Source organism: Apibacter sp. B2966, from assembly GCF_011082485.1.
Taxonomy (GTDB): Bacteria; Bacteroidota; Bacteroidia; order Flavobacteriales; family Weeksellaceae; genus Apibacter.
The window spans coordinates 268,953-292,355 of the sequence record NZ_CP049714.1 but is presented as its reverse complement, the minus strand read 5'-3'; the positions used below and the strand labels follow the sequence as shown (position 1 = coordinate 292,355).

The following is a 23,403-nucleotide window of genomic DNA, read 5'->3' as shown; positions in this document are numbered from 1 at the left end:
ATTAAAAATTAAATTTTTACTCAACATAAGTTTTTATCTTAGCTTAAACTCAAATTAAATCCGAATACCCTTTACTAGGCAAGTTAAAAATTTAATATACTTTGATTCATTTAAACTATTCAACTATAGATTTTCTTTAGTAAAAAGTATACATAAATCCATAAAGATTAATACATTTGTACAGACAATAAAAAGGAATTATACTTTTTTATTTTAAGAAAATACAAGATGGCAAGTAAAGAAGAAATTAAAAACTTTTTGAAGGAAATAGAGGTTGATGACTTAGTCAGGAATGTACAAATAATGGGTGATACCGTTATCATCGATATGCTTTCTCATTCACCTGCCCTACATGAAAAGAAAAGATTGGAAACAGCTATGCATACAGCTTTTGAACAAAAGTTTGGAAAAGATGTACAGCTTAAATTGAATATTTCAGTAGAAGTACCGGAAAAAAAGGATTCCAGAGGAAATGCTATTCCGGGTATTAAAAATATAATAGCAGTTGCTTCAGGAAAAGGCGGTGTCGGAAAATCTACCGTTGCATCCAACTTGGCAACAGCGTTAGTTAAAATGGGATTTAAAGTGGGCTTATTGGACGCTGATATATACGGGCCTTCGGTTCCTACCATGTTTGATGTTACCAATGAAAAGCCTTTATCAGATAATAATAAAATTATACCTGTGGAAAGTTATGGAGTAAAGCTTCTTTCTTTAGGATTTTTTGCAGGAGCCAACCAGGCGGTTATTTGGAGGGGAGCCATGGCTTCCAAAGCGATCCACCAATTACTTCATGATGCCAATTGGGGCGAATTAGATTTCCTTCTTATAGACCTTCCTCCGGGAACCGGAGATATACATCTATCGATCGTACAGGAAGTTCCCGTAACCGGATCCGTAATCGTTAGTACACCGCAACATGTGGCCCTGACGGATGTAAAAAAGGGGGTTGCTATGTTCCAAATGCCGGAAATTAATGTACCTGTTCTTGGTTTAATTGAGAATATGGCTTATTTTACGCCAAAAGAATTACCGAATAATAAATATTATATTTTCGGAAAAAAAGGTGTTAAAAAATTAGCTGAATCTATGGACCTTCCTTTCCTCGGTGAAATTCCTATCATACAATCCATTAGAGAGGCTTCTGATTACGGAAGACCGGCCGTATTACAAGAAGATGAAATGGTATCCGGAATTTATATGAACTTGGCTAAAAATATGATAAGCAGCCTGGTCAAAAGAAATGAAGATTTACCACCTTCAGAAGCGGTAAGAATTACAACAATGGCAGGATGTTCCAACAATTAATTTTATTATTTTACATGCAAATGAATACATTAACAGACAGAATAAATCAAGCATTAGAAGAAATTCGTCCTTTTTTAATGTCCGATGGCGGCGATGTTAAACTTATAGAAATCAAAGATAATAAGGTTTTTGTAAGCTTTACCGGCGCATGCTCTGATTGTTCAATTAATCAAAGTACATTAAAATTAGGAATTGAATCAACTATAAAAAAACATGTACCCGAAATTGAAGAAGTAATAAGTATAAGCGAATAAAAAATTTAATCCTGCTCTTTTGTTATTTAATTTTTGGCAATAAGTTTGATAGAATTATGATATTTTAATCTATTTTTATATTAATTACTTTTATTTAATAAATGTTATGAGCTATAACTAATAACCAAAAATTTGGAATGAAAAAATTATTTACGATAGTAGTTACGTTCTTATTCTTTTTTATATTTATATCAGCGGATTATTCAACGCCCTCTCCTACTCAATTTAAAGACGGGGAATATTTAAAGTACAGGATTCATTATGGTTTTTTAAATGCCGGATATGCTACTTTTACCACAAATGTGGTAACTTATAATGAGAAAACTCACTATCATGTTGTTGGTAAAGGATATTCTACCGGTGCGGTAAAATTATTTTTTAAAGTGGAAGACCTATATGAAACTTATATAGATAAATCCACTATGCTTTCTTCTAAATTTATACGTAAAATTCGCGAAGGTTCTTATGTAAGAGATCAAACGATGGTCATTGATCATACGAATAAAAATATTACTTATACTAATAATAAATCCAATACTTCCAAAACCTATAATTATACGGGAGAAATGCACGATATGTTATCTGCATTTTATTATTTAAGAAATATGAATACCGATAATTATACAGCGGGGGATTATATTAATCTTAATATATTTATGGATGGTGAAACTCTAAATTTTAAACTTAAAATTTTGAATAGAGAAACAGTCTCTTCAAGTTTTGGAAAAGTAAAATGTTTAAAAATCAGACCCTATGTCCTTGCAGGAAGAGTTTTTAAAGAGAAAGAAAGTGTAACCATGTGGGTAACCGATGACTCAAATCATGTTCCAATTCAAATTAAAGCTGAATTAGCCGTTGGATCTTTAAAAGCCGATTTAAGTAGTTATAAAAATTTAGAAACTCCAATCAATTTTAGTAAATAATTAAGTTATCTGACAAAACGATATATTCCTTCTCCTTCTGTCCAACTGCTTCCCGATTTAATTAATTTAATGATTCTATTGGCTAATTTATCGCAATTGGATTGAAGAATGTGTATTTTCTTCGGTCTGCCTTCTTTACTTACAGTAAATCCAATAACTATCTTAACTTCTTTAGAATCGCATTTTTCTTTTTTAACCGACAGGTTTTCATAGATATAGACATTGAAATTTTCCCTTCCTATAGTAGGCTCAGATTCTAAACTTATATGGGTAATACCATTAGATTGTGAGTCACTTACTAAAGAATCTCTTAAATAAGTCTGATTTATTTCTCGATCAGTTTTGTTGAGTTTTTTTACCGGTTCAAGAGAGGAATCTCTATTCATTGTTTTCAAAGATAATAACGGTTCCTCAACTTTTTCTTGACTGAGTTCAGCGCTTATATCCCGGTGTGCAATAAATTTATTTTCAAAGGTATCGGTATCTTCTTCGATTGATTCCGGTTCTATATTTCGAATAAATTCTTTAGGATCAATTTTTTGTTTCAATGTATGATTAGATACGATAGTCAAAGGTTTACTTTTATTTTGTGATTTTACTTTGAAAGTATCGGAAAAATCCTTCTTTTCATTGTTTGAACTATTGTTGTATTCATTGATTGCAAAGGGAATATTCGTATTCTTGTCGTTACTTCCTGATTTTTCATAAGCGATTAAATTTCTTTCCTTTCTTTGACCGTTTGTTAATTTATATAGTATACTTATACTGACTAGAAGAACTAATCCGGCAGCTACGACATAAATTGGAAATATATTCTTTCGAGGATTCGTTTTATCTAAAATTTTTCTTTCGAGCTTTTTAATATCCTTATTTGGGTCTCCTTGAACTTCATCATAACCCTCTAAAGCTTCTCTTAAAAAGTCATCCTTCATGGATTGCCTTTCAATATCTCTGGCATCTTTACCTCTTTTTTTGCCTCCTATATAGTTAAGTAATTTTTTCATTTAAGATTTTTTTCTAAGCAAAGCTTTAAATTTCTTTTACCGTTCTGTATATAACTTTTAACACTTTTCAAGCTGTATTGAGTAGCATCACAAATATCCATATACGATTTATCTTTGAAAAAAAACATTTCAATGGATGTCTTTTGAGGTTGAGGTAGCCTGGATATACAATCGTCTAACATTTGATATTTTTTATCATCATTATTTTCATCCAATAAGTCCCAAACATCCTCAGATTGCACATTTTCCATAGCATGATCTATATTTATTTCTATACCTTCTCTTCTTAATTGTTGTAAACAATAATTTTTGGAAACTGTATATAACCATGATCTGAAATAATCTATTTTATAATTTAAAATTTTAGGAAGTAAATTTTCAAACAGTTGCATTACTGCATCTTGGGCTTTATGTTCATCTTTTAAATATTTAAGGCAAAGTCCATATTGTAAAGGAATATACCTGCTATATAATACACCAAAATATTCGATATCTTGAGTTTCCCTATATTTATCTAAAAGCTCTTGGTCTTTGTATGTCTTAAGTTCTAAACGATTTTTCAAAAATCCTCGAATAAATAATATTTAACGCTAAAATACAAATTAATTAGCCTGACAAAATTTTCAAAATATATAATTTTCAGAATTATTGTAAATAACTGAGAAAAATCTTAGTTTTTCCGAGCTTTATCATTCGTTTACTAATTATCTTTAGTAAATTGCAGAAAATTTTGACGTAATGAAAAAATTGTCAGTCGTATCTTATTTGTTTATATCTATTTTATTGGGTGGTGGTCTTGTATCATGCAAAAATGAAGAAAAATCCAAACAATTACCAGATACTTCAATTTCGAAAAAAGATGAAACAAACCGTTCAGGAATATCTTTGAACGCGGAATCTTCTTTACCGAGTAATGATACTCATAAACAAGAAAAAAGTAGTCCTGAAATTATAACCGGAATTTATCAAGATTCGGATAGCCTTTACCATCTTAGATATATTCTTGAAAAAGGTAAAACCTATTCTTTTAATTCCAGAGAAATTAATAAGCAAACAGTAACTTTTAGAGATAAAAGTCAATCTGTTTCGCAAGAATCCATAGATCCAATAAGCTTTACGGTATTAGATATCAAAAATGATATATATACCTTACAAGTATCCATGGGAGGCAAAAAAGTTATTACTAAAGCGGATGGTAAAGTAGTGGTATTTGATACAAACGGTAAAAAACCGGAAAATCCCGATCAAGCAAAATTGTGGAAAATATATAGGGCAATCAGCAATGTTACTTTTACATTAACGATGGATATTTACGGAAATGCTTCCAACATAAAGGGTATGGATGCCATTTATGAAAAAGCAAAATCAACCTTAAAATCCGAATTGAAAGGAAAAGAACTTGAAGATTTTATTAATGCTTTTAAATTGGGTCTGAATCCTGAAACTTTTAAAGCACAATTTGAAGGTTCCATTATGAAATTTCCATCTAAAGGATTAAAAATTGGAGAGAAATGGAATTCTCATCCGGAATTGAAAGACCAAGGGTATAATCAGTTAGTAAAAGTGGGTGACAGTTTAACTGAAGTTCGTATTCAGGGAACTTTACCGTCTAAAACAGATTCTAAAGTGGTAGAAGGGATAACTTATAAATTGTCTGTAAAGGGAACTCAAAGTGGAAAAATTATCATAAATAATAAATCCGGTTGGATTTCCAATGCCAATTTTACTATGACTGTTACAGAAACCAAATCAGCCAGTAAAGGTGATGAAACTGAAAAGGTGGTTCAGAAATCTGTAAATAACACGTATATTAATTGATAGGTTACTAATTAATTTATATATTTATCGATGGGAAGATTAATTGAATTTATATTTTTTGCCACAGTTGCTTATTTTGTTTTTAATATTTTAAATAAAATTTTCTCGGGTACTCGTGCAAAAAAGAAATATTCCAAGTCCAAGCCCCATCAATTTAATAACCAAAGAAAAAATTCTTCTCCGAATAAGGGTATTAAATGGGATGCAGAAACAGTTGATTACGAAGAAGTAGAAACTAAAGACAATGAAAAAAAATAGTTATTTTTTGCCGGTTGTAGGATGTTTGCTTTTTTTTGTCATCCTCTCCTTTATGTATTTTAGTCCATTATTATCAGGTAAATATATTTCTCAACCTGATATCATTCATTATAAAGGCGGCGCGCATGAATTAGAAGAGTATCGATCTATTCATGGAGAAGACACTTATTGGAGCAATTCCATGTTTGGGGGAATGCCCACCTACCAAATGGGAGCTAATTATCCTTCAGATATAATTAAAAGTATCGATCGTTTATTAAGAACTTTTCCTACTCCCGCCAGTTATTTATTTTTGTTGTTATCCGGTTTTTACTTGTTAGGTATGGTATGGTTAAAAAATTGGAAATATGCTTTGCTGGGAAGTATTATGTTCTCTTTTTCAACCTATTTTTTTATCATAATTGGAGCCGGTCATAATGCTAAAATTCATACGATAGCCTATTTTGCGCCATTTATTGCAGGTGTATATTTACTGTATCAAAAAAAATATGTTACCGGATTTATTCTTACCACTTTATTCTTATCGTTACAAATTGCAGCCAATCATCCACAAATGACCTATTATCTGTTTTTAGCTTTAGGAATTTTTGGTTTGATTGAACTTATTCACAGCTTTAAAACGAAAACTTTAAAAACTTTTGGTATTTCTTCTGGCTTTTTTCTTCTGGCAATTTTACTGGCGCTGGGAATGAATTCTACCCGTTTACTATCAACCTATGAATATTCAAAGGAAACTACGCGAGGAAAGTCAGAATTAACTATAAGTAAAAATAACGTTTCCTCTAATCAGGGTTTAGATACAGATTATATTACTCATTGGAGCTACGGCATTTTAGAGACGGCAAATTTATTTGTTCCTAATTTTATGGGAGGTGGTAACAATGAAAAAGGATTTAAAACCTCTAATCTTGAATCATCTTTACAGGAAAATATTAGATCACAAGAAGAATATACTCAATTTCAACGTGCTTTTAATGGCTCTTATTGGGGAGAGCAACCGGGTACCGTAGGCCCTGCTTATCAAGGATCTGTAGTCATATTTTTAGCATTTTTAGCTTTATTTTACTATAAAGGCAGATATAAATGGTGGTTGGTTGCAGCAACCGTTCTAAGTTTCTTTTTAGCTTGGGGTAAAAATTTTGGGATCTTTACTGATTTCATGATTCAGTATTTCCCATTATATAATAAATTTCGAGCTGTTTCTTCCGCTCTCGTCATTGCTGAATTTACTATTCCTTTATTAGCTTTATTGGGTACGTATTCATATTTTATGGATGAATCTCTTACCCAAGTTTACAAAACTAAAATTTTATATATAAGTTCCGGTTTTATATTGGTTATATTATTACTTCTATATGTATTAGGATTACAAATATTTAGCTTCCATACTTCTTTAGAAGGTAATTCTATAAAATCTGAAATACTTGAAGCTATTAGAAAAGATCGTTTTGCCCTTTTCCAATCAGATATTTTACGAACTTTTTTCTTCGTTTTAGTTTGTTCTGTACTTCTTTGGGCAGCTCAAATTAAGTCCTTTAAATCAAGTTATGCAGTTTTAGCTATTGCCGCATTATCTTTGGTTGATTTATGGGGAGTGGATAAACGTTATTTAAATGATGATAATTTTGTGGACAAACAATTTTATAAAAATCCTTTTCCTACTCAAGTAACAGAAAGTCAATTAGAAAAAGCCCAAACCGATCCAACCTTGGCTCGTATTGTCAATGCAGCACCTATTAACCATGCATTAGATATAATTAAACAAAACGATCATGCTCATTACAGAGTATTCAATTTGTTATTAAGTCCGTTTAATGAAACTAATACCTCTTATTTTCATCAATCGATTGGTGGATATCATGGAGCTAAATTAAGGAGATATCAAGATTTAATAGATTTTTATTTATCGGACAGCTTAAATTTACCTATACTTGATATGCTAAATACCAAGTACATCATCACTGCCGATTCTATAATCAGACCTATTCCTAATCCTAATAATAATGGAAATGCTTGGTTTGTAAGTGAAATTGTTTTTGCCAACAATGCCGATGAGGAATTATTAGCATTGGGAAAGATTGATAACAAAAGAAAAGCAGTCATAAATTCAAAATATAAAAAAGACCTTACTATTCAATCTTCTTCTGATAGTTTGTCTTCTATAGAATTAAAAGAATATTTACCGAATAATTTAACCTATGTTTCTAATAGTAAAGAGGAAAAATTAGGAGTTTTTTCGGAAATTTATTATCCACATGGTTGGAAAGCTTCAATCGATGGAAAAGAAGTTCCTATTTATAGAGCCGATTATACGTTACGTGCCTTAAAAATACCTGCAGGAAAACATACTATAAATTTTTCCTTTAATCCTCCCGTAATTCAAAAAGGAAAATATATAACTCTGGGCACTTGTCTTCTTTTTGTAATCATAAGCACTATTTTATTGATATATGACTACAAAAAAAGAAGTAAATCCGCTGAGATTTCAAAAGCTTTGTAAGACATGTGTAAAAAGGTTTTGATCATTTCCTATTATTGGCCTCCGGCCGGAGGCCCAGGGGTACAAAGATGGTTAAAATTTACAAAATATCTACCGGAATTCGGTATTGAACCTCATGTTTATATTCCCGAAAATCCCTCCTATCCTATTTTAGACCCAAGCTTGGTTGATGAAATAAATCCTAAAATAAAAATTATCAAAAAACCTATATGGGAACCGTACCGTTTAGCTGAGAAACTCACCAAGAAAAATAAAGATTTTAAAGCCGGTCAATTTGAATCTTCTAAAAAACAAGGCATTTTATCCAGGGTTTCCGTATTCATAAGAGGAAATTTTTTTATTCCCGATGCTCGTATGTTTTGGATTAAACCATCTATTAAGTTTCTTGAAAAATATTTGGATGAATACAATATAGATACTTTAGTAACAACCGGGCCTCCTCATAGTATGCATTTAATAGGATTAGGATTAAAGCAAATAAAAAAAGACAATATCAAATGGATCGCCGATTTTAGAGATCCTTGGACTCAAATTTCCTATTACTCTCAACTAAAACTAACTCAAAGATCAGATCAAAAACATAAGGAAATGGAAAAAAAAGTTTTTCAAAATGCCGATCTGATTCTTTCGACCAGTTATACAGATAAAGAAAATTTTAAAAAATTAGGAGCTAAAAATGTTGAATGTATTACTAATGGTTTTGATTCAGAAGTAAATAGAGCAGATGAACCAACTTCTGTATTCACCATCTCGTATGTTGGGATGCTCGAGATGCTGCGAAATCCCACTAATTTATGGAAAGTATTAGTGGAATTAATTTTAGAGAATCCAACATTTGCCTCTCAATTCCGTTTAAAATTTGTGGGAAAAATTTCTGATTCGATTATAGAAGAGTTAAATAATTCAGCTTTAAAAAATAATTGGATCAATATAGGCTATTTACCCCATGTTGAATCGATTAAAGAAATGATTAATTCTAATTTATTGCTATTAACCAATTTTAATAATGAAAAATCCAAAGGTATCATTCCGGGTAAATTATTTGAATATTTAGCTACAGGTAAAACCATTTTATCTATAGGACCACAAAATGCTGATGTTGAGAAAATTTTAATTGAAACCGAATCCGGTAAACATTTTACTTATAACGATCACGATCATCTAAAACAATTCATTTTAACTGAATTTAAAAGTTGGAAAAGCAATACTGCGCATGTTCCCTCAGCAAAAATTTCCAATTTTCATAGAAAATTTCTGACTGAAAAATTAATTAAATATTTATAGAAATTAACTCAAATAATAATTACATTTTCTGCATTACAAAAATTTGAGAATGAAAAAAATTATTATTAAATGATATATAATTTTTTATACATATAAAATATTTATAATTAACAAGTTGTACTATCATTATTAATTAAAATTAATAAATAATCTAATCTTCTTTATTGCCTTAATTGCTTGATTAATAATAAAAATGTAGTCAAAAATAGTTTTAAAAATTCATAATTTATAGTATATAATTTTATATATTACATAAAAAATTTGCTTTCTTATCAAAATAAATAGTATCTATTTTATACTTAAGTATTATTTTTTGATTTAATTCTATTTGTTGTTATTTTACAATTTATAATAAATACTTTAATTTTTTAATTTAAATAAGACAAAATTTCATTATAGTATATGGACCAACGCAAACTTACTTTTAAACAAGGCTTATATATACTAAAAATTATGATAAAATATAATTTTATAAACCAATACTCTTGTAATTCATACATTTAGCCTATAATTATTAGTAAAAAACAAATTTTTCTCAATAGTTGTTTACTATTAATTTCAATTTAAGTTTATTCAAATCTTATAATATAATAATGTATATATCAAACAATATTATGCTATTAGTAAATTAATAAATATTTTTTTTTTACATATATTTATTTTAATTACTTAAATATTTTAATAATTAAAAAAATATTTAAGTATTAATATTATAAAAATTTATAAATTAGCGCCATTATTATTAAAATTGTTTATAAATTAAATTATATGTTTATAACTAATTGTTTTGATATAAAATAAAAATATTTTTTTAACCAGTATTGAAATAAAGTTGTCTTTAAATGATAAAAAAACTCTATAATTTTATAAGATCAAGGTCCCATCTCTCCTATTACATACTTTTATTTACAAAAAATTGGATAAATCCATTTTTAACAATTTATATAAATTTTAAATTTTTACCTTTTAATCAAGCTATCAAATTTCCCATATATATTTATAGCAAAACAAAGTTTTTATCGTTTAAAGGAAAAATAATTTTAAATGTTAAAGAGGTTAAAAAAGGAATGATTAAAATTGGTCAATCCAATGATTCTCCTTGTTCCAGTGGAGGAGGCACAGAAATAACTAACCATTCAATAATTAAATTCAACGGTAAAGCTGATATTGGATGTGGTTGTAAAATTCTAGTTTATAATAAGGGAGAAATAGTGTTTGGAAAAAATTTTCGTATGAATAATCAAAATTTTATCGGATGTTGTAACAATATAACTTTTGGAGAATTTGTTAATATAGCTCATCAGACACAAATATTTGATACAGATTTCCATTATTTATTTAATTTAAAGTCTAAGAGTACGAAAAATAATAATATGCCTGTATACATAGGTAGCTATAGTTGGATTGGTAATCGTGTAACTATAATGAAAGGAACTAAAATACCTGATTATTCTATAATTGCATCCAATACATTATTAAATAAAAAATATGATACCCAAGAAGGATCAATTTTAGCAGGTATTCCCGCTAAGATATCTAAAGAAAATTATCTCCGAATAAGAAATAATAGTATGGAAAGTAAATTATCTAAATATTTTGAGCAAAATGAAAATACGGAATATAAATTTCCTATAAATATAGATGTTATGAAGTTAACTAAATATTAAAAAAATCGAAATATATAGACTTTAAAAATTTGTTATTTATACGGATACGGAGTAAATTGAATTATGTATAATTTATATAAAATAAGCTAAAAAATCATATTGATAATATAAGGTTAAAGTGAATTTTATAAATTTTTTCATAAAAATGAAATATACAAATATTACATTTTTAATTACATAAATAAATTATATGCACTTTAAATTGTTAAATTAATAAAAATTTGCTAGGACTCTGTATTATTCCCATTAATAGGGTATTATTTAAAATCAATATATTTAAAAGAGTATAAAAGATTATACTCTTTTTTTTTATTTTTCGCATATAATACAGTAAAAATAAAATGTGCTTAAATCAAAATATTTAATTTCTTATACTATTTTTTATATTAAGCAATTAAGAGTTATAAGAAGATAACTCAACATTTTTAAAATGTACATTATTACGATCATCTCCCCTTTTTGCATATTCTCTATTCACTAGAGATGCGACTAAAACGATATAACCAATTAACTTTCTAAATTAATCATTTACAAGCATTTATATTAAAATAAATATTAAAAAAATATTCTTTTTTTATTTCGTAAAATTCATTCTAAACCTCAGTAAAAAGTTGGGTATAAAATTGGGTATACAGTTGGGTATACAAAAAACAATATAATATATACCGATGATATATATATAATTCTAATTATCTATAAAAAATATAACTAAGAAATAATAATAACATACATATATTCCACGCTAAAAAAAATATTTTACCTACAATGAATTGATTATCAATCGATTGAGACAAGATATAATTTTTTGCGTGGATATATAAAAAATTGGTAATAAGGTTAAAAAATAATTAAAATCTATTTCGTTAAAGCATAAATTATAATTAAAATAAGTAGTAGATTTCTAGTAAAGATTCTTCATATATTATTTATTAATTATTTAAATTTTTGTCTAAATACTTTTTGCAAAGTATTTTAAAATCTATCAAATTAGATTTATTATATTTTTTGATATAATATTCATTATCGTATGCGAAATTTTTTAAATAATCAAAATATATCTGTAATAATTCCAATATTATATCTTTATTTTTATATAACCAATTAAATTTTTTTTCAGAAATAGTGCCCTTTTTATTTAAATAAGTAATTATTCTTATAAGCGTATTTTCGTCCATTATCAATAGTAGTGTAAAGTTTTTTTGTTTTTTTGTAAAACTATAAATGTACGAATATACAGGATAAATGAAACGATATTTATATATAGCTACCTAAAATTTATCTTTTTAAAATATATATTTTAATATTATTTATTCGTTATAAACTAAGTATTAATTTTTTTTTCCAATTGTTTTATCTCTTGTTTGAGCTCTTCAATTTCTTCTCTATAAAATTCATTTAGTTCAATTAATATTTTTATTTTTTTTTCGGCTACATTAAGTTTTTTTTGCATCCTTATAGCATCTATAAGTGCAATGTCAGTTAAATCATCATTACTCTTTAACATTTCGCCGTCACCGGTTAAAAGCCATATAGGGTTTATATCTAAACAATTGTCTAATATTTTATTAAGTACGCCTTCCCCTAAATCAGATTCTCTCTTCAATTGAGTACCTATATACCCGTTAGACAGATTATTTTTTTTCTCAAAAGAACTATTATTAAGTCCTTTATAATCAATGTATTGCTTGATTCTATGTATAGCTTTCATAATAAATATTAAAATATTGTCTAAATATTTTGTTTTATTAGACTATTGTTTATATATTTGTAAAAACATGTACACAAAGTTATGGAAAGAAGTAAGAATGTTAACAAAAACGCACAAAAAATACAATATGGAGATTTTGTAACCCTATCGGAAATGTTAGGTTGTACCAGTCAGGCAGCACGTATGAGGTATGAAAGAGGAGATTTAAATGCAAAAGAAGCTCTGGATATTATTATAGAAACTCGAAAAAAAATTATCCAAGAATACCACTTAAAAAATCCTACGAAAAAAAATTCAACTATTTTAAAAACAAATTAATGAATCAAAAATAGTCTAAGAAAATATGCATCAGTATATTAAAAACTCGTCTAAATAACTAACGCAGAATAAGAATACTATTTTTTATCAATACAAATGGAAGTTTATGAATTCTATAATAATAAATGGGGAGTCTTATCCAATTGGTTGTTTGGAAAATCCGGTTTACTCAAACAAAGTACTTATAAACAATTAACACAAAGAAACCATTTAATTCTTTTACGAAAAGGAGGAAACGGAAGAAAGGCGTTAGTAGAATTTGACAGTATGAGATCCGACATTAAAAAATCGGTATTAGAATTAGCCGGAGATCCCTATACTATAGGAAAAAAATACACTTTCATAGAATGTATAGAAAAAGACGAAAAAGCTGAAAAATTTTTCAATGAATACCTATTGGAAAATGGTCAATCCTTGCCTGAAAACAGAAAAAAAGAATATACCTGCAATGCATCCCTGCTAAATACTATTTCAAAAATTATAAATCATACCCTGATGCGCCGTCGTGTCTTGGGAGGCAGTCAAAAAAAAATGTGGGAAAATATTGCAGAAATTGTAAAAAATCTCGATAAAAACAAATGGCCGCATTCTTTACCGGAAAATTACCGCCGTTTACGAGAACGATTAAAAGTATATCAAACCCATGGATATCAAATCTTAATACATAAAAACTATTGCCATACCCACAGTCAAAAACTAACAGAAAATTCCAAACTCTGGCTGTTAGCCAAATGGAGTAATCAAGTCCAAAGAACAGTCTGCATATCACAATTACATCAAGAATATAACCTTTATGCCCTGAGCGAAGGATTAAAAACAGTTGAAGAAAAAACCATATACAATTTTATATATGATGAAGAAATAATGCCCCTGTGGTACGGACACAAATTTGGAGAACTTAAATACAAAGAAAAATATAACTACCAACAAAAAACTAAATTACCAACACTACGAGATTCACTCTGGTATAGCGACGGAACCAAATTAAACTTCTTTTACCTAACTGAGGAGGGCAAAATGGAAACCATTTCTGTATATGAAGTTATGGATGCTTACAGCGAGGTTTTGCTTGGATATCATATCAGTAAAGAAGAAAACTATCAAGCCCAATATTCAGCATATCGGATGGCCATACAATTTTCAGGACATAAACCCTATCAAATAGGTTTTGATAATCAAGGAGGACATAAAAAACTTGAAACGGAGAATTTTTTAAATAAAATAGCCCATTTGCCCATTAAAACCGAGCCATACAACGGAAAATCCAAAACCATTGAAAATGCATTTTATCGTCTGCAAAATCAACATCTTGCTCGTTATTGGTTCTTTACAGGACAAAATATCCAAGCTAAAAAAGAAATTTCTAAAGCTAATATGGAATTCATCTTAGCTAATAAAGGCAATCTCCCCTCCCTTACCGAAATAAAAGAAATCTATAAAAAAATACGAGAAGAATGGAATCTTTCTCCCCATCCGTTCAGCGGTAAATCCCGACTTCAAACGTATTTAGACAGCGAAAATGAAAAAGCCCCTAAGATTGAATTATGGGATATGGTCAATTTCTTTTGGGTAGAAAGAAAACAGCCTGTAAAATGGTCTTCCTTCGGATTTTCTTTTAAGGAAAAAAAAGTAACCTACGACTATTTTGTTTATCGAGAAGATGGTATGCCCGATTTAGATTTTCACGAAAAAGCCGTGAATCAATCATTCTTTGTCAAATATGATCCGGAAGATATGAGCATGATTTATTTATATCAGAAAGATCCACAAGGACAATTACGATTTGTAAAAGAAGCCGTTTTAAAAACCGAAATACACCGAGGAAAACAAGAACAAGACCAATTCGAAGCAGAATGGATTAAAAAGGTCAAAAAAGAAAATAAAAATAAGCGTATCCAACGAAGAAATGAAATGGATGAGATCCTTAAAAGTTTTAATATGGACGCGGAGTCCTATGGATTAGTTAAACCTAATCTAAAAGGGTTGGAAAATTCCAAAATTGGAAGAAAAAGCAAAAAAGTGATGCATGAAGATGTTGGAAGTTGGCAGAAAAAAGAAAGTTTACAAACCGTAGAAGATATAAGAGAACTTTATTAAAAAACAAAAATGCCCCCTTTAGGGGACTAAAAGCCAAACAAAAATATGGATAATGAAGAAAAAATACAAACGGTTCAAAAAATTCAAGCCTATGTTAAACAACTGGGAAGTGAAACAGAAGCCGCCAATAACTTGAAACTAAGTAAGGATCAACTCACTCAGATTCTCAAAGGAGAAAAGCCGGTTATCAAAGACAACGTATGGAAATCTATCAATGCACAACTAAAAATTCACGAAAAAAGTTGGAAAGTAGTAGAAACAACGAATTTTAAAAATCTTCGTACCCTGTTTCAAGATGCAGTTGACGACTCACAAGTATTTGCCGTAATAAATTTTGCCGGTAGCGGTAAAACTGAGACAGCAAAAGCATTTGTTGAAAATACACCCAATACCTATCTCTTACAATGCAATGAATATTGGAATCGGAAATACTTTTTAGCTGAATTATTAAACGTCTTGGGAAGAGATTCCGGTGGACTGACCGTTGCCGAGATGATGTCTGAAGCAGTACGGATTTTAAAAAAAAATAAAAAGCCCGGTATAATCCTGGATGAAGCAGATAAATTAAGCGATCAAGTCCTTTACTTTTTCATTTCCCTCTATAATCAATTAGAGGATCATTGCGCCATTATCTTAATGGCAACCGATCATTTGGAAAAAAGAATCAAAAGAGGTTTAAAATTAAACAAAAAAGGATATAAAGAAATTTTCAGCCGAATTGGCAGGAGATTTATAGAATTTGGAGGAATTACGGCATCAGATGTCGCTTCCATTTGCATAGCAAACGGAATTGAAAATAAAAGCCGTATTAAAGAAATATGGCAAGATAGTGAAGGAGATTTGCGCAGAGTGAAAAGAAAAATATATGCCTTAAAAAAAATAAACAAAGAAATTAAATGAAACGAGCAATATCCATTCATGAAATTTATACCAAAAAAAGAAAAGTATTACCATTTGATGGAATATGGGAAGCACATATAGGTAAACCGGAATTAAAAGGCAGTTGGATTATTTGGGGAAATTCAGGAAACGGAAAAACCGGATATGCCATACAATTAGCCAAATATCTCTCAAAGTTTGGCAGAGTGGCTTATAACGGATTAGAAGAAGGAAACAGCGAATCTTTTGCAGAAGCCTGCAAAAGAAATAATATGGACAAATGCCGAGGAAGATTTGTACTGATTGAAGACAGCATTGAAGAATTAGACCATCGCTTAAACTTGCACAAATCGCCGGATATAATATTCATTGACAGTTTACAATATTCAGGAATCAACTATACCTCGTATAAAGAATTGATTAAAAAATACTCAAACAAATTATTTATATGGATCTCACATGCCGAAGGTCGCAATCCGGAAGGACGAATTGCAAAAAAAGTACGATACGATGCCTTTGTTAAAATTTATGTTGAAGGCTATACAGCAAATGCCGTAAGTCGATACGGGGGAAAAGAAAGTTATATAATTTGGCAAGAAGGTGCCGATCAATACAATCTAACCATTAGATGAAAATCAATCAGTTAGAAAAAAAAGTTAATTGTTAAACTTTCACTCCATGAATAACAATACGAATTGAAATCCCAAAAACTTGGTAAAACTAACTCGAAATAAACATTTATGACAGTAAAAGAACTAAAAGAAAAAATCAATGATTTACCTGACGATATGGAAGTAATGCTAGAGCAAACCAAAGAAGAGTTTAAATATGGCCTATTAAACACAATTAAAGTAAATGAAGAATTATTTATAGATCCTTTTTTCCGGGTTACCCTGATGAATGATGAATCTATTATTTTATCTGATGAATAAACAACTATGAAACCAACCCATACACAAATTAATTTTTGCCGACTTACAAAAACATCACAAGAAGACTATCAAACCAATCTGTTTGAAACGGGATGCGAATTTGCCGAAAACTTGGGATATACCTGTCCTCAAAAATATAAAGAAGAATACATACAAATATTACTTTCTCTTCCCCAATATTGGAAGTGGTGGTCAACCCAATGGAATATCCGAACACAAGAAGCATTCGGAGTAGTCGGAATATCTGAAAATGAAACCCATATAAATTCACTCGAAACAGATGCCCTCAACGAAGCATTTGCCTCGGCGCACAGCTTATCAAGCTACCAACATATTTACCCTAATAATTTAGTAATGAAAGCCTTAAAAGAAAAAATACAAAAACATGAAACCACTACCCTTAAATCAAATACCTCTAAAGGAATGGAGCGAAACCGAATTAGAAGATCACGTGTATCGGTTGAGCTGTGAATTAGATAAATATCAACAAGGAAGCATTTTGCTTAGAATTTTACTCCGTATGGAAAGAACACGAATACTAAAAGAATTAATACGAAGAGACGAAAATAAATGTTAACATGAAACTATTGGCAAATATTGAAATATTACGAGATCTTTTATCCTATGATACGGAAGAAAAGAAATTTTTAAACTTAGCAGAGCGCTGTGAAATACATCGAAACATAGGCAAGATTACAAGATGTCAGCCCCCTTCTTTTCCCCTTTCATTGCAGGAAAAATTATTTACCAAACTTTTGGAAATCAGAAGAACCGAATGGAAACGCCCTACGATGCATTGGGAAGAAAATCATTTCGGCCAAAAAGTGAAAATAAAAACTAACTAGCTTTTAAAAACTTTAATTTAAAATCAATCATAACATGTCCATACCAGATCTAAGCACAGTAACCGAAAAAGAGCTTTTAGAAGCTTTAAAAAAGAAAAAAAAAGAAAAAGAATCGGACCGGATAGCTTATAAAGAGTTAGTTGAAGAAACCATACCGGAAGTCATCCACCATCTAATTAAAACTTCCCAAGAACTTCGCTCTTCCAAAAAATTTACCTTTTCTGCCTTAAAAAAACTTATTCAATTAAAATACTCCATATACGGAGTAAAAGAAGAACAACAATCCCATACATTTACTACCGCAAACGGCGAGTCTGTAACCATCGGCTATCACGTTACCGATAATTGGGATGACACGGTAAACTCAGGAATAGCTAAAATAAATGAATACATAAGGTTCCTAGCCAAGAAAGCGGCCGACGCCCATACTATAACCATCATTAATCAACTATTAAAAAAAGATGCCAAAGGAAATTTAAAAAGTTCCCGTGTGCTTGAATTAATTTCATTAGCCGATAAGTTGGATCACGAAACTTTCACCGATGGGGTTCGTATCATACAACAAGCCTATAAGCCAACCCGTTCCAGCTTTTTCATAAAAGCTCATTACCTCGATGAGTTGGGTCATAAAGTAACCATAAATCTCTCCATCGCCTCCGTGGATTTTCCAAAAGATTTTGATTTAACATTCTTACTTCCAGAAAAACATAAACAAGATGAAAACACCTAAAGTACATGACTATCAAATCAAGCAACTTTTCAGTTTATTCTCCGAAGAAGTAAAAAAAGACCCTGCCCTGCGTCAACAGTTGATTTTTCGTTTTACTCACGGGAGGGTAACCAGCACCAAAGATCTTACCGATGAAGAAGCAAACAGGTTAATTGCTGCTCTCAAAGAAACATATACCCACTGGGGAAAGTTTGATAAAAATAATAAACAGCATTTAACTCTATTACGTTTATGTTACGATTTAAATTGGACTATTTTTAATGAAAAACATAACCGTATAGTCGCCGATTTAAATACTCTGGGAAAATTTATAGCAAGTAAAAAATCACCGGTAAGAAAACCTTTATTAGAAATGTCAGTAAAAGAATGCAGTAAACTAATAACGGCCTTAGAAGGAATACTTAAGTTTAAGTATAAAAAAATGGATTGAGAAATACCGACGCCACCTGTTGAAAAATATTTTGATTGTGCATTTTACTAGTAAAAAAAACAGGGTCATCAATGAGCGATAATTGCTGTATAAAAGAATATGTTCAATCGATCGAACAATAAAATGATAAGAGGTTACATCATTCTAACTGCCAAAAAATCACAAAAAAATCATTATTTGGATATTTCATACAATAATAATAATTTTGTGTAAATGAGTACCAAAAACTTACGAAATAATACAAAATTAAGATACAGAGCCATAAAAGAAGAATACCGTTTACAAGTTAAACGCAATAACGGTATGCCTCTTACTCAAATATACAGACAATTTATTTATCCCAAGTTTTTTATATCCAGACAAACCTTATATACGATCATATTTACTCCGGATTCCGATTTAAACTAGCAATTGGATATACTCATCGTATAGAATACATGAAGTTCTTGAATACCATCCTCTCTTAGGACAGATTTCCAAGAAGATCTTTTCAAGGTCCCGCAAAAACTTTTCGGTCTCCATTCGTGCAATTTTTCATGTATTTTTTTTAAATAATTCCAACCTTCCCAAGCATTTGCTTGCACATCCTCAGAATTACTGTTTTGACTTGAAAATTTTAAAGTAGCAACCGTTATGTCTAACGTTATAAAACCTTGTTGTTTATGATGGGAAGTCATTGACTTGCTTTTTCCATTATCTTCGAAAGTAGCTTCTTTAATAGAAATTAATGCACAAGGCCAAGATAAAGGGTAAGGGATTTCCTCATAATTTAATTGTCCCCAATCTTCTCCAACATATGAAAATTCCTTAATTTCAGCTATTCTCGCCTGTAGAGATTCTAAAATTTCGATCATTAATTATAAATTTGGTTAATAAATATCTTACATCAACATAAAAAGTATTATTTAACGAACTTTCTCTAATACTTTCCTGTTGAAAATTTTATCAATAATGAATTGCTTATAAAAACTTATATTCTTAAAAAAGGTTACTCTTTACTAAAATCACTAATTAATAAGTAACCGATACATCGCTGAAAAATAATTCGGCTGTAGATCATAATTACCCGCGTCTAAGAGTAACCTGTACTATGGTTTTAAACAAATATCTAAGAAAATACACGCAACTTTTATTAGTTTGTAAAGAAACTTGACACTTCTGTGCAAGTACTTTACAAGATTGTCAAGAAGCTTTACAACTTTCTTTACTTGCAATCTTTTATGATTCAATTTTGCCGTATAAAATTTCGAACGATTAAAGATTAGTTACGGTAAAAGAATTATCCGTCATTAAAAAAAATCATTTGAAAGCATACAAAGAAAATAAACCAAATAAAAAAATATTGTCTGCTAAGCAAAAGGTTAACCAACGCGTTAAAACGAAATTCACGAATGAATCGCAGGCAGACAGTATTTAATAAAATAGCAATATGAACCTTAAAAAATCTATACGAACCATAAAATATTTGGTTATACACTGTGCCGCGACTCCCGAAGGAAGGAACGATAAGGCCAAAGACATAGATCGTTGGCATAAAGAAAGAGGATGGACCGGAATCGGATACAATTACGTCATAGATTTAGATGGTACTGTTGAACCGGGAAGGGATGTAGACAGGATACCTGCCCAAGTTGCCGGACATAATAAAAATGCCATAGGTATTTGCTATATAGGAGGAGCTGACAAAAACTTGAAAGCTAAAGACACACGAAATCCGGCCCAAAAAAAAAGTCTGATTGAATTACTTAAAGAATTAAGAAAATTATATCCAAATGCTCAAATACTGGGACATCGAGATTTTGCATCTGCCAAGACCACTTGTCCAAGTTTTGATGCCATAGAAGAATATAAAAATATTTAAAGAAATGAAATCGTACAATTATAAGAAGATCGTCGTAATTTTTATTATTCCCGTATTCTTTACTATGCTTTTGATAAGCTGTAATGAAAATAATAAAATAGCAACCCCTGATCGATTCACAGATAAAAAAATAACTAATAATGAAGTAATCAGAGATTCGATTTTTAAAATCCAACCCGATACAAGTTCTTTAAAGGCTTTAATTGAATGGAGAAACGGAAAAGCTGTAATTAAAGAGATCATCCAATCAGAATCCGGAAAAAACCATCTAAAATTCCCTAAAATCCAAATTAAGGATAATATTCTTACCGTGGATTGTGAAACTCGTGCGCAAGAATTAGTGGCCACTTGGAAAGAACATCACACAAAAGAATTTAAAACCGAAACCATAACCCATACCGAATTTAAAAATTTATCACGCTGGGAAAGTTTTTGTTTAGGGACAGGTAAAATTGTGACTTTATTATTCATAAGTACTTTCATTATCTATCTACTTAGAAAGGGTATTAAGAAATAAAGTGTATTACAATCAATCATAAAAAACAAATAAGATAAATAACATCAATAATCAAAAATCAAAATTAACTAATAATGAATTTACCAAAAATAACCATAGACTTTGACAATGGTGTTCTAGGAGCAGTAGCAGCCAATTCGGATGGCGTATTCGGATTAGTGGCACATGCAGAAGCTACTGAATTTTTCGAATTGAATAAACCCTACATGGTTAAATCCATGAAACAAGTAGCTCAATTGGGCATAGTATCGTCAACGAACCAAAATTTATATAAAACCCTTTCTGAATTTTATAAAGAAAGCGGAGAAGGGCGTGAATTATGGTTACTGGGTATGCCTAAAAGCACAAAAACCTCAAATTGGTTTTCAGTGGACGAAGTTACAGGAAAAGCACCGGTTGAAAAATTATTAGATGCTGCCAATGGTAAGCTTACCGGTATTTTTACTAAATGTTCTGATGATAATGAGAATTTAACCATCGTTAACGGATTAGATGAAGAGGTGTTACTAACTGCAACCAATGCTCAATCCTTAGCAGAAAGCTACACAAAATCTAAGTATGCACCTTTCTTTGTGGTTTTAGAAGGATACGGATTTACCGGTAATGTAATTGAATTACCAAACTTATTCGAATATTCCAACAACCGTGTATCCATACTTTTAGGTGATACAGAAAAAGGTAAAGGTTCAGCCATCGGTATCGTAGCCGGCAGATTGGCAAAAAATCAAGTACATCAAAATATTGGAAAAGTTAGAGACGGGGCTTTAAGCAATTTACATGCTTACATTGCAAATGAACCGGCAGAAACTTTTGATGTAGAAGCTTTAAATGAAAAAGGGTTTATCTCCTTCAGAACTCATGTTGGAAAATCAGGCTATTATTTTACAGACGACCATACAGCCAGCCCGGTGAGTGATGACTATCATTATCTTACTAACAGAAGAGTAATTGACAAAGCATACCGAATTACGTATCAAACATTAATCAACTATTTATTGGATGATATCGATTTGGAAATCGACGGAACCATCAACCCTATTTATGCCAAATGTATAGAAGGTGATCTTGAAAATGCTTTGGTTTCGCTTATGACAAACTACGGTGAATTGTCTTCTAACATTGAAAATAGAGATAATGGAGTTAAAATATTTGTAGATCCGTCTCAAAACGTTGTGGCAACATCCCGAATAAATGTTGTGGCTCGAGTTCGTCCTCACGGATATAACCGATTTGTAGATGTGTTATTAGGCTTTGATATAACTAAAAAATAATAAAAAAATGTTTAACAGTAGAGAATATGAATGGGCAGATTTTACTGCTACGTTAGGAGGTAAAGATTTAACCGGAATCAGAGGTGTAAAATATACCCGAAAAATAGAAAGAGAAGCCGTATATGGAAAAGGCAGAAATGCACGAGCAATTCAATCCGGAAATGTTTCCATAGAAGGTGAAATTACATTACTGCAATCAGAATATGAAAGTTTAGTAGCTTCTGCTAAAAACAGAGATATACTTAACCTTTGTTTAGATTTAGTAGGTGCCTATGGTAACCCAACCAATGGAGATATGTTAATTATGGATCGTATCACAGGTGTACGTTTTACAGAGGCCGGAAAAGAATTTAAACAAGGAGACAAATTCATGGAAATTACCCTTCCGTTTATTGCTCTTGATGTAATATCTCAATGCTAATTAGAAATTAAAAAAAATTATGAATACTCAAACTAACCCAATCAGCCAAGAACAAATCGAGGCATGGAAAGCTAAACACAAAGAAATTTTTAAATTAATTGTTGAAGATAAAGAGGCCTATCTAAAAAAACCGGACAGGAAAATCTTAGCTGCCGCAACTGCTGCAAGTTCAACTAATCCTATGAAGTTTAATGAAGTTATTCTTACCAATTGTTGGTTAGGGGGAGATGAAGAAATAAAAACCGATGATTCTTACTTTTTAGGTGCTTCCGCTAAATTAAGCGAGCTAATCGAAATAAAACAAGCGGAATTGGAAAAGCTTTAGCCGCTGCCAAGATCGTCGAGGAAAATGTAGAATGGATACGTTTGAGCCATGCC

At 30.3% G+C, this 23,403-nt stretch carries 27 protein-coding genes; 23 read left to right on the top strand and 4 right to left on the bottom strand.

Translation table 11 applies throughout. The annotated features are described in order from the left end of the window. Positions 1-228 precede the first annotated feature (228 nt). The 3 genes from G8C43_RS01295 (at position 229) to G8C43_RS01285 (ending at position 2,485) form a co-directional block, all read left to right on the top strand. On the top strand, positions 229-1,308 hold the full coding sequence (locus G8C43_RS01295; RefSeq protein WP_160567333.1) for an Mrp/NBP35 family ATP-binding protein: 1,080 nt from the start codon (positions 229-231) through the stop codon (positions 1,306-1,308). A gap of 14 nt (positions 1,309-1,322) precedes the next feature. Then, the gene (locus G8C43_RS01290) at positions 1,323-1,562 is read left to right on the top strand and encodes a NifU family protein (RefSeq protein WP_105298136.1); all 240 of its coding nucleotides are present in this window, start codon (positions 1,323-1,325) and stop codon (positions 1,560-1,562) included. A gap of 137 nt (positions 1,563-1,699) precedes the next feature. After that, positions 1,700-2,485, top strand: a complete 786-nt coding sequence (locus tag G8C43_RS01285) for a DUF3108 domain-containing protein (protein ID WP_160542202.1) — start codon at positions 1,700-1,702, stop codon at positions 2,483-2,485. Between the two features lie 5 nt (positions 2,486-2,490). Here G8C43_RS01285 and G8C43_RS01280 read toward each other — a convergent pair whose 3' ends face one another. Both G8C43_RS01280 and G8C43_RS01275 read right to left on the bottom strand, forming a co-directional pair. Continuing rightward, a complete protein-coding gene (locus tag G8C43_RS01280) occupies positions 2,491-3,489 on the bottom strand; it encodes a hypothetical protein (RefSeq protein ID WP_166003550.1) in 999 nt (332 codons plus the stop codon). Continuing rightward, entirely contained in the window at positions 3,486-4,052 is a 567-nt protein-coding gene (locus G8C43_RS01275) for an RNA polymerase sigma factor (RefSeq protein WP_166003548.1), read from the bottom strand. The genes G8C43_RS01280 and G8C43_RS01275 overlap by 4 nt, the downstream gene beginning before the upstream one ends. A gap of 175 nt (positions 4,053-4,227) precedes the next feature. On the opposite strand from G8C43_RS01275, the gene G8C43_RS01270 reads away from it, so the two are divergent. The 5 genes from G8C43_RS01270 (at position 4,228) to G8C43_RS01250 (ending at position 11,016) form a co-directional block, all read left to right on the top strand. Next, on the top strand, positions 4,228-5,307 hold the full coding sequence (locus G8C43_RS01270; protein ID WP_166003546.1) for a DUF6263 family protein: 1,080 nt from the start codon (positions 4,228-4,230) through the stop codon (positions 5,305-5,307). A 30-nt stretch (positions 5,308-5,337) separates the two neighbouring features. Beyond that, positions 5,338-5,565 (top strand): hypothetical protein, encoded by a 228-nt coding sequence (locus G8C43_RS01265; protein WP_166003544.1) that lies wholly within the window; start codon positions 5,338-5,340, stop codon positions 5,563-5,565. Continuing rightward, the gene (locus tag G8C43_RS01260) at positions 5,552-8,065 is read left to right on the top strand and encodes a YfhO family protein (protein ID WP_166003542.1); all 2,514 of its coding nucleotides are present in this window, start codon (positions 5,552-5,554) and stop codon (positions 8,063-8,065) included. Before G8C43_RS01265 ends, G8C43_RS01260 begins: the two co-directional genes overlap by 14 nt. A 3-nt stretch (positions 8,066-8,068) precedes the next feature. Beyond that, positions 8,069-9,349: a glycosyltransferase family 4 protein gene (locus G8C43_RS01255; RefSeq protein WP_166003540.1), complete on the top strand. Its 1,281-nt coding sequence runs from the start codon at positions 8,069-8,071 to the stop codon at positions 9,347-9,349. Positions 9,350-10,416: 1,067 nt separating this feature from the next. After that, positions 10,417-11,016, top strand: coding sequence for an acyltransferase (locus G8C43_RS01250; protein ID WP_160542209.1), 600 nt, complete (start codon positions 10,417-10,419; stop codon positions 11,014-11,016). A 1,321-nt stretch (positions 11,017-12,337) separates the two neighbouring features. Here G8C43_RS01250 and G8C43_RS09910 read toward each other — a convergent pair. Then, on the bottom strand, positions 12,338-12,724 hold the full coding sequence (locus tag G8C43_RS09910) for a hypothetical protein (RefSeq protein ID WP_185152353.1): 387 nt from the start codon (positions 12,722-12,724) through the stop codon (positions 12,338-12,340). An 81-nt stretch (positions 12,725-12,805) separates the two neighbouring features. Here G8C43_RS09910 and G8C43_RS01240 point away from each other — a divergent pair, with 81 nt between their 5' ends. The 10 genes from G8C43_RS01240 (at position 12,806) to G8C43_RS01195 (ending at position 19,363) form a co-directional block, all read left to right on the top strand. After that, positions 12,806-13,042, top strand: a complete 237-nt coding sequence (locus G8C43_RS01240) for a hypothetical protein (protein WP_160567349.1) — start codon at positions 12,806-12,808, stop codon at positions 13,040-13,042. A gap of 96 nt (positions 13,043-13,138) precedes the next feature. After that, positions 13,139-15,139, top strand: coding sequence for a transposase family protein (locus tag G8C43_RS01235; protein WP_166003537.1), 2,001 nt, complete (start codon positions 13,139-13,141; stop codon positions 15,137-15,139). A gap of 45 nt (positions 15,140-15,184) precedes the next feature. Then, a complete protein-coding gene (locus G8C43_RS01230) occupies positions 15,185-16,039 on the top strand; it encodes an AAA family ATPase (protein WP_166003534.1) in 855 nt (284 codons plus the stop codon). Beyond that, positions 16,036-16,650, top strand: a complete 615-nt coding sequence (locus G8C43_RS01225) for a hypothetical protein (protein ID WP_160542212.1) — start codon at positions 16,036-16,038, stop codon at positions 16,648-16,650. Before G8C43_RS01230 ends, G8C43_RS01225 begins: the two co-directional genes overlap by 4 nt. A 108-nt stretch (positions 16,651-16,758) precedes the next feature. Then, entirely contained in the window at positions 16,759-16,950 is a 192-nt protein-coding gene (locus G8C43_RS01220; protein ID WP_160542213.1) for a hypothetical protein, read from the top strand. A 6-nt stretch (positions 16,951-16,956) separates the two neighbouring features. Next, positions 16,957-17,421, top strand: coding sequence for a hypothetical protein (locus G8C43_RS01215; RefSeq protein WP_166003531.1), 465 nt, complete (start codon positions 16,957-16,959; stop codon positions 17,419-17,421). A gap of 107 nt (positions 17,422-17,528) precedes the next feature. Further along, positions 17,529-17,795 carry a hypothetical protein gene (locus tag G8C43_RS01210; protein WP_166003529.1) on the top strand — a complete coding sequence of 89 codons (267 nt, stop codon included), beginning with the start codon at positions 17,529-17,531 and terminating at the stop codon, positions 17,793-17,795. A 34-nt stretch (positions 17,796-17,829) separates the two neighbouring features. After that, positions 17,830-18,525 (top strand): DUF3164 family protein, encoded by a 696-nt coding sequence (locus G8C43_RS01205; RefSeq protein WP_166003527.1) that lies wholly within the window; start codon positions 17,830-17,832, stop codon positions 18,523-18,525. Then, complete coding sequence (locus G8C43_RS01200; protein WP_166003525.1) at positions 18,512-18,955, top strand: hypothetical protein; 444 nt, start codon at positions 18,512-18,514, stop codon at positions 18,953-18,955. The genes G8C43_RS01205 and G8C43_RS01200 overlap by 14 nt, the downstream gene beginning before the upstream one ends. 213 nt (positions 18,956-19,168) lie before the next feature. Next, a complete protein-coding gene (locus tag G8C43_RS01195) occupies positions 19,169-19,363 on the top strand; it encodes a hypothetical protein (RefSeq protein ID WP_105297464.1) in 195 nt (64 codons plus the stop codon). Here the strand turns inward: G8C43_RS01195 and G8C43_RS01190 are convergent. After that, positions 19,360-19,809: a hypothetical protein gene (locus tag G8C43_RS01190; protein ID WP_166003500.1), complete on the bottom strand. Its 450-nt coding sequence runs from the start codon at positions 19,807-19,809 to the stop codon at positions 19,360-19,362. The two genes, G8C43_RS01195 and G8C43_RS01190, sit on opposite strands and share 4 nt — an antisense overlap. 575 nt (positions 19,810-20,384) lie before the next feature. On the opposite strand from G8C43_RS01190, the gene G8C43_RS01185 reads away from it, so the two are divergent. The 5 genes from G8C43_RS01185 (at position 20,385) to G8C43_RS01165 (ending at position 23,350) form a co-directional block, all read left to right on the top strand. Next, the gene (locus G8C43_RS01185; protein WP_166003498.1) at positions 20,385-20,816 is read left to right on the top strand and encodes an N-acetylmuramoyl-L-alanine amidase; all 432 of its coding nucleotides are present in this window, start codon (positions 20,385-20,387) and stop codon (positions 20,814-20,816) included. 4 nt (positions 20,817-20,820) lie between these two features. After that, positions 20,821-21,333 carry a hypothetical protein gene (locus tag G8C43_RS01180; protein ID WP_166003496.1) on the top strand — a complete coding sequence of 171 codons (513 nt, stop codon included), beginning with the start codon at positions 20,821-20,823 and terminating at the stop codon, positions 21,331-21,333. 74 nt (positions 21,334-21,407) lie between these two features. Then, a complete protein-coding gene (locus G8C43_RS01175) occupies positions 21,408-22,604 on the top strand; it encodes a DUF2586 family protein (RefSeq protein ID WP_166003494.1) in 1,197 nt (398 codons plus the stop codon). 7 nt (positions 22,605-22,611) lie between these two features. Further along, positions 22,612-23,025, top strand: a complete 414-nt coding sequence (locus G8C43_RS01170; protein WP_105297459.1) for a hypothetical protein — start codon at positions 22,612-22,614, stop codon at positions 23,023-23,025. A gap of 19 nt (positions 23,026-23,044) precedes the next feature. Beyond that, complete coding sequence (locus G8C43_RS01165) at positions 23,045-23,350, top strand: hypothetical protein (protein ID WP_160542221.1); 306 nt, start codon at positions 23,045-23,047, stop codon at positions 23,348-23,350. Positions 23,351-23,403: the final 53 nt, after the last annotated feature.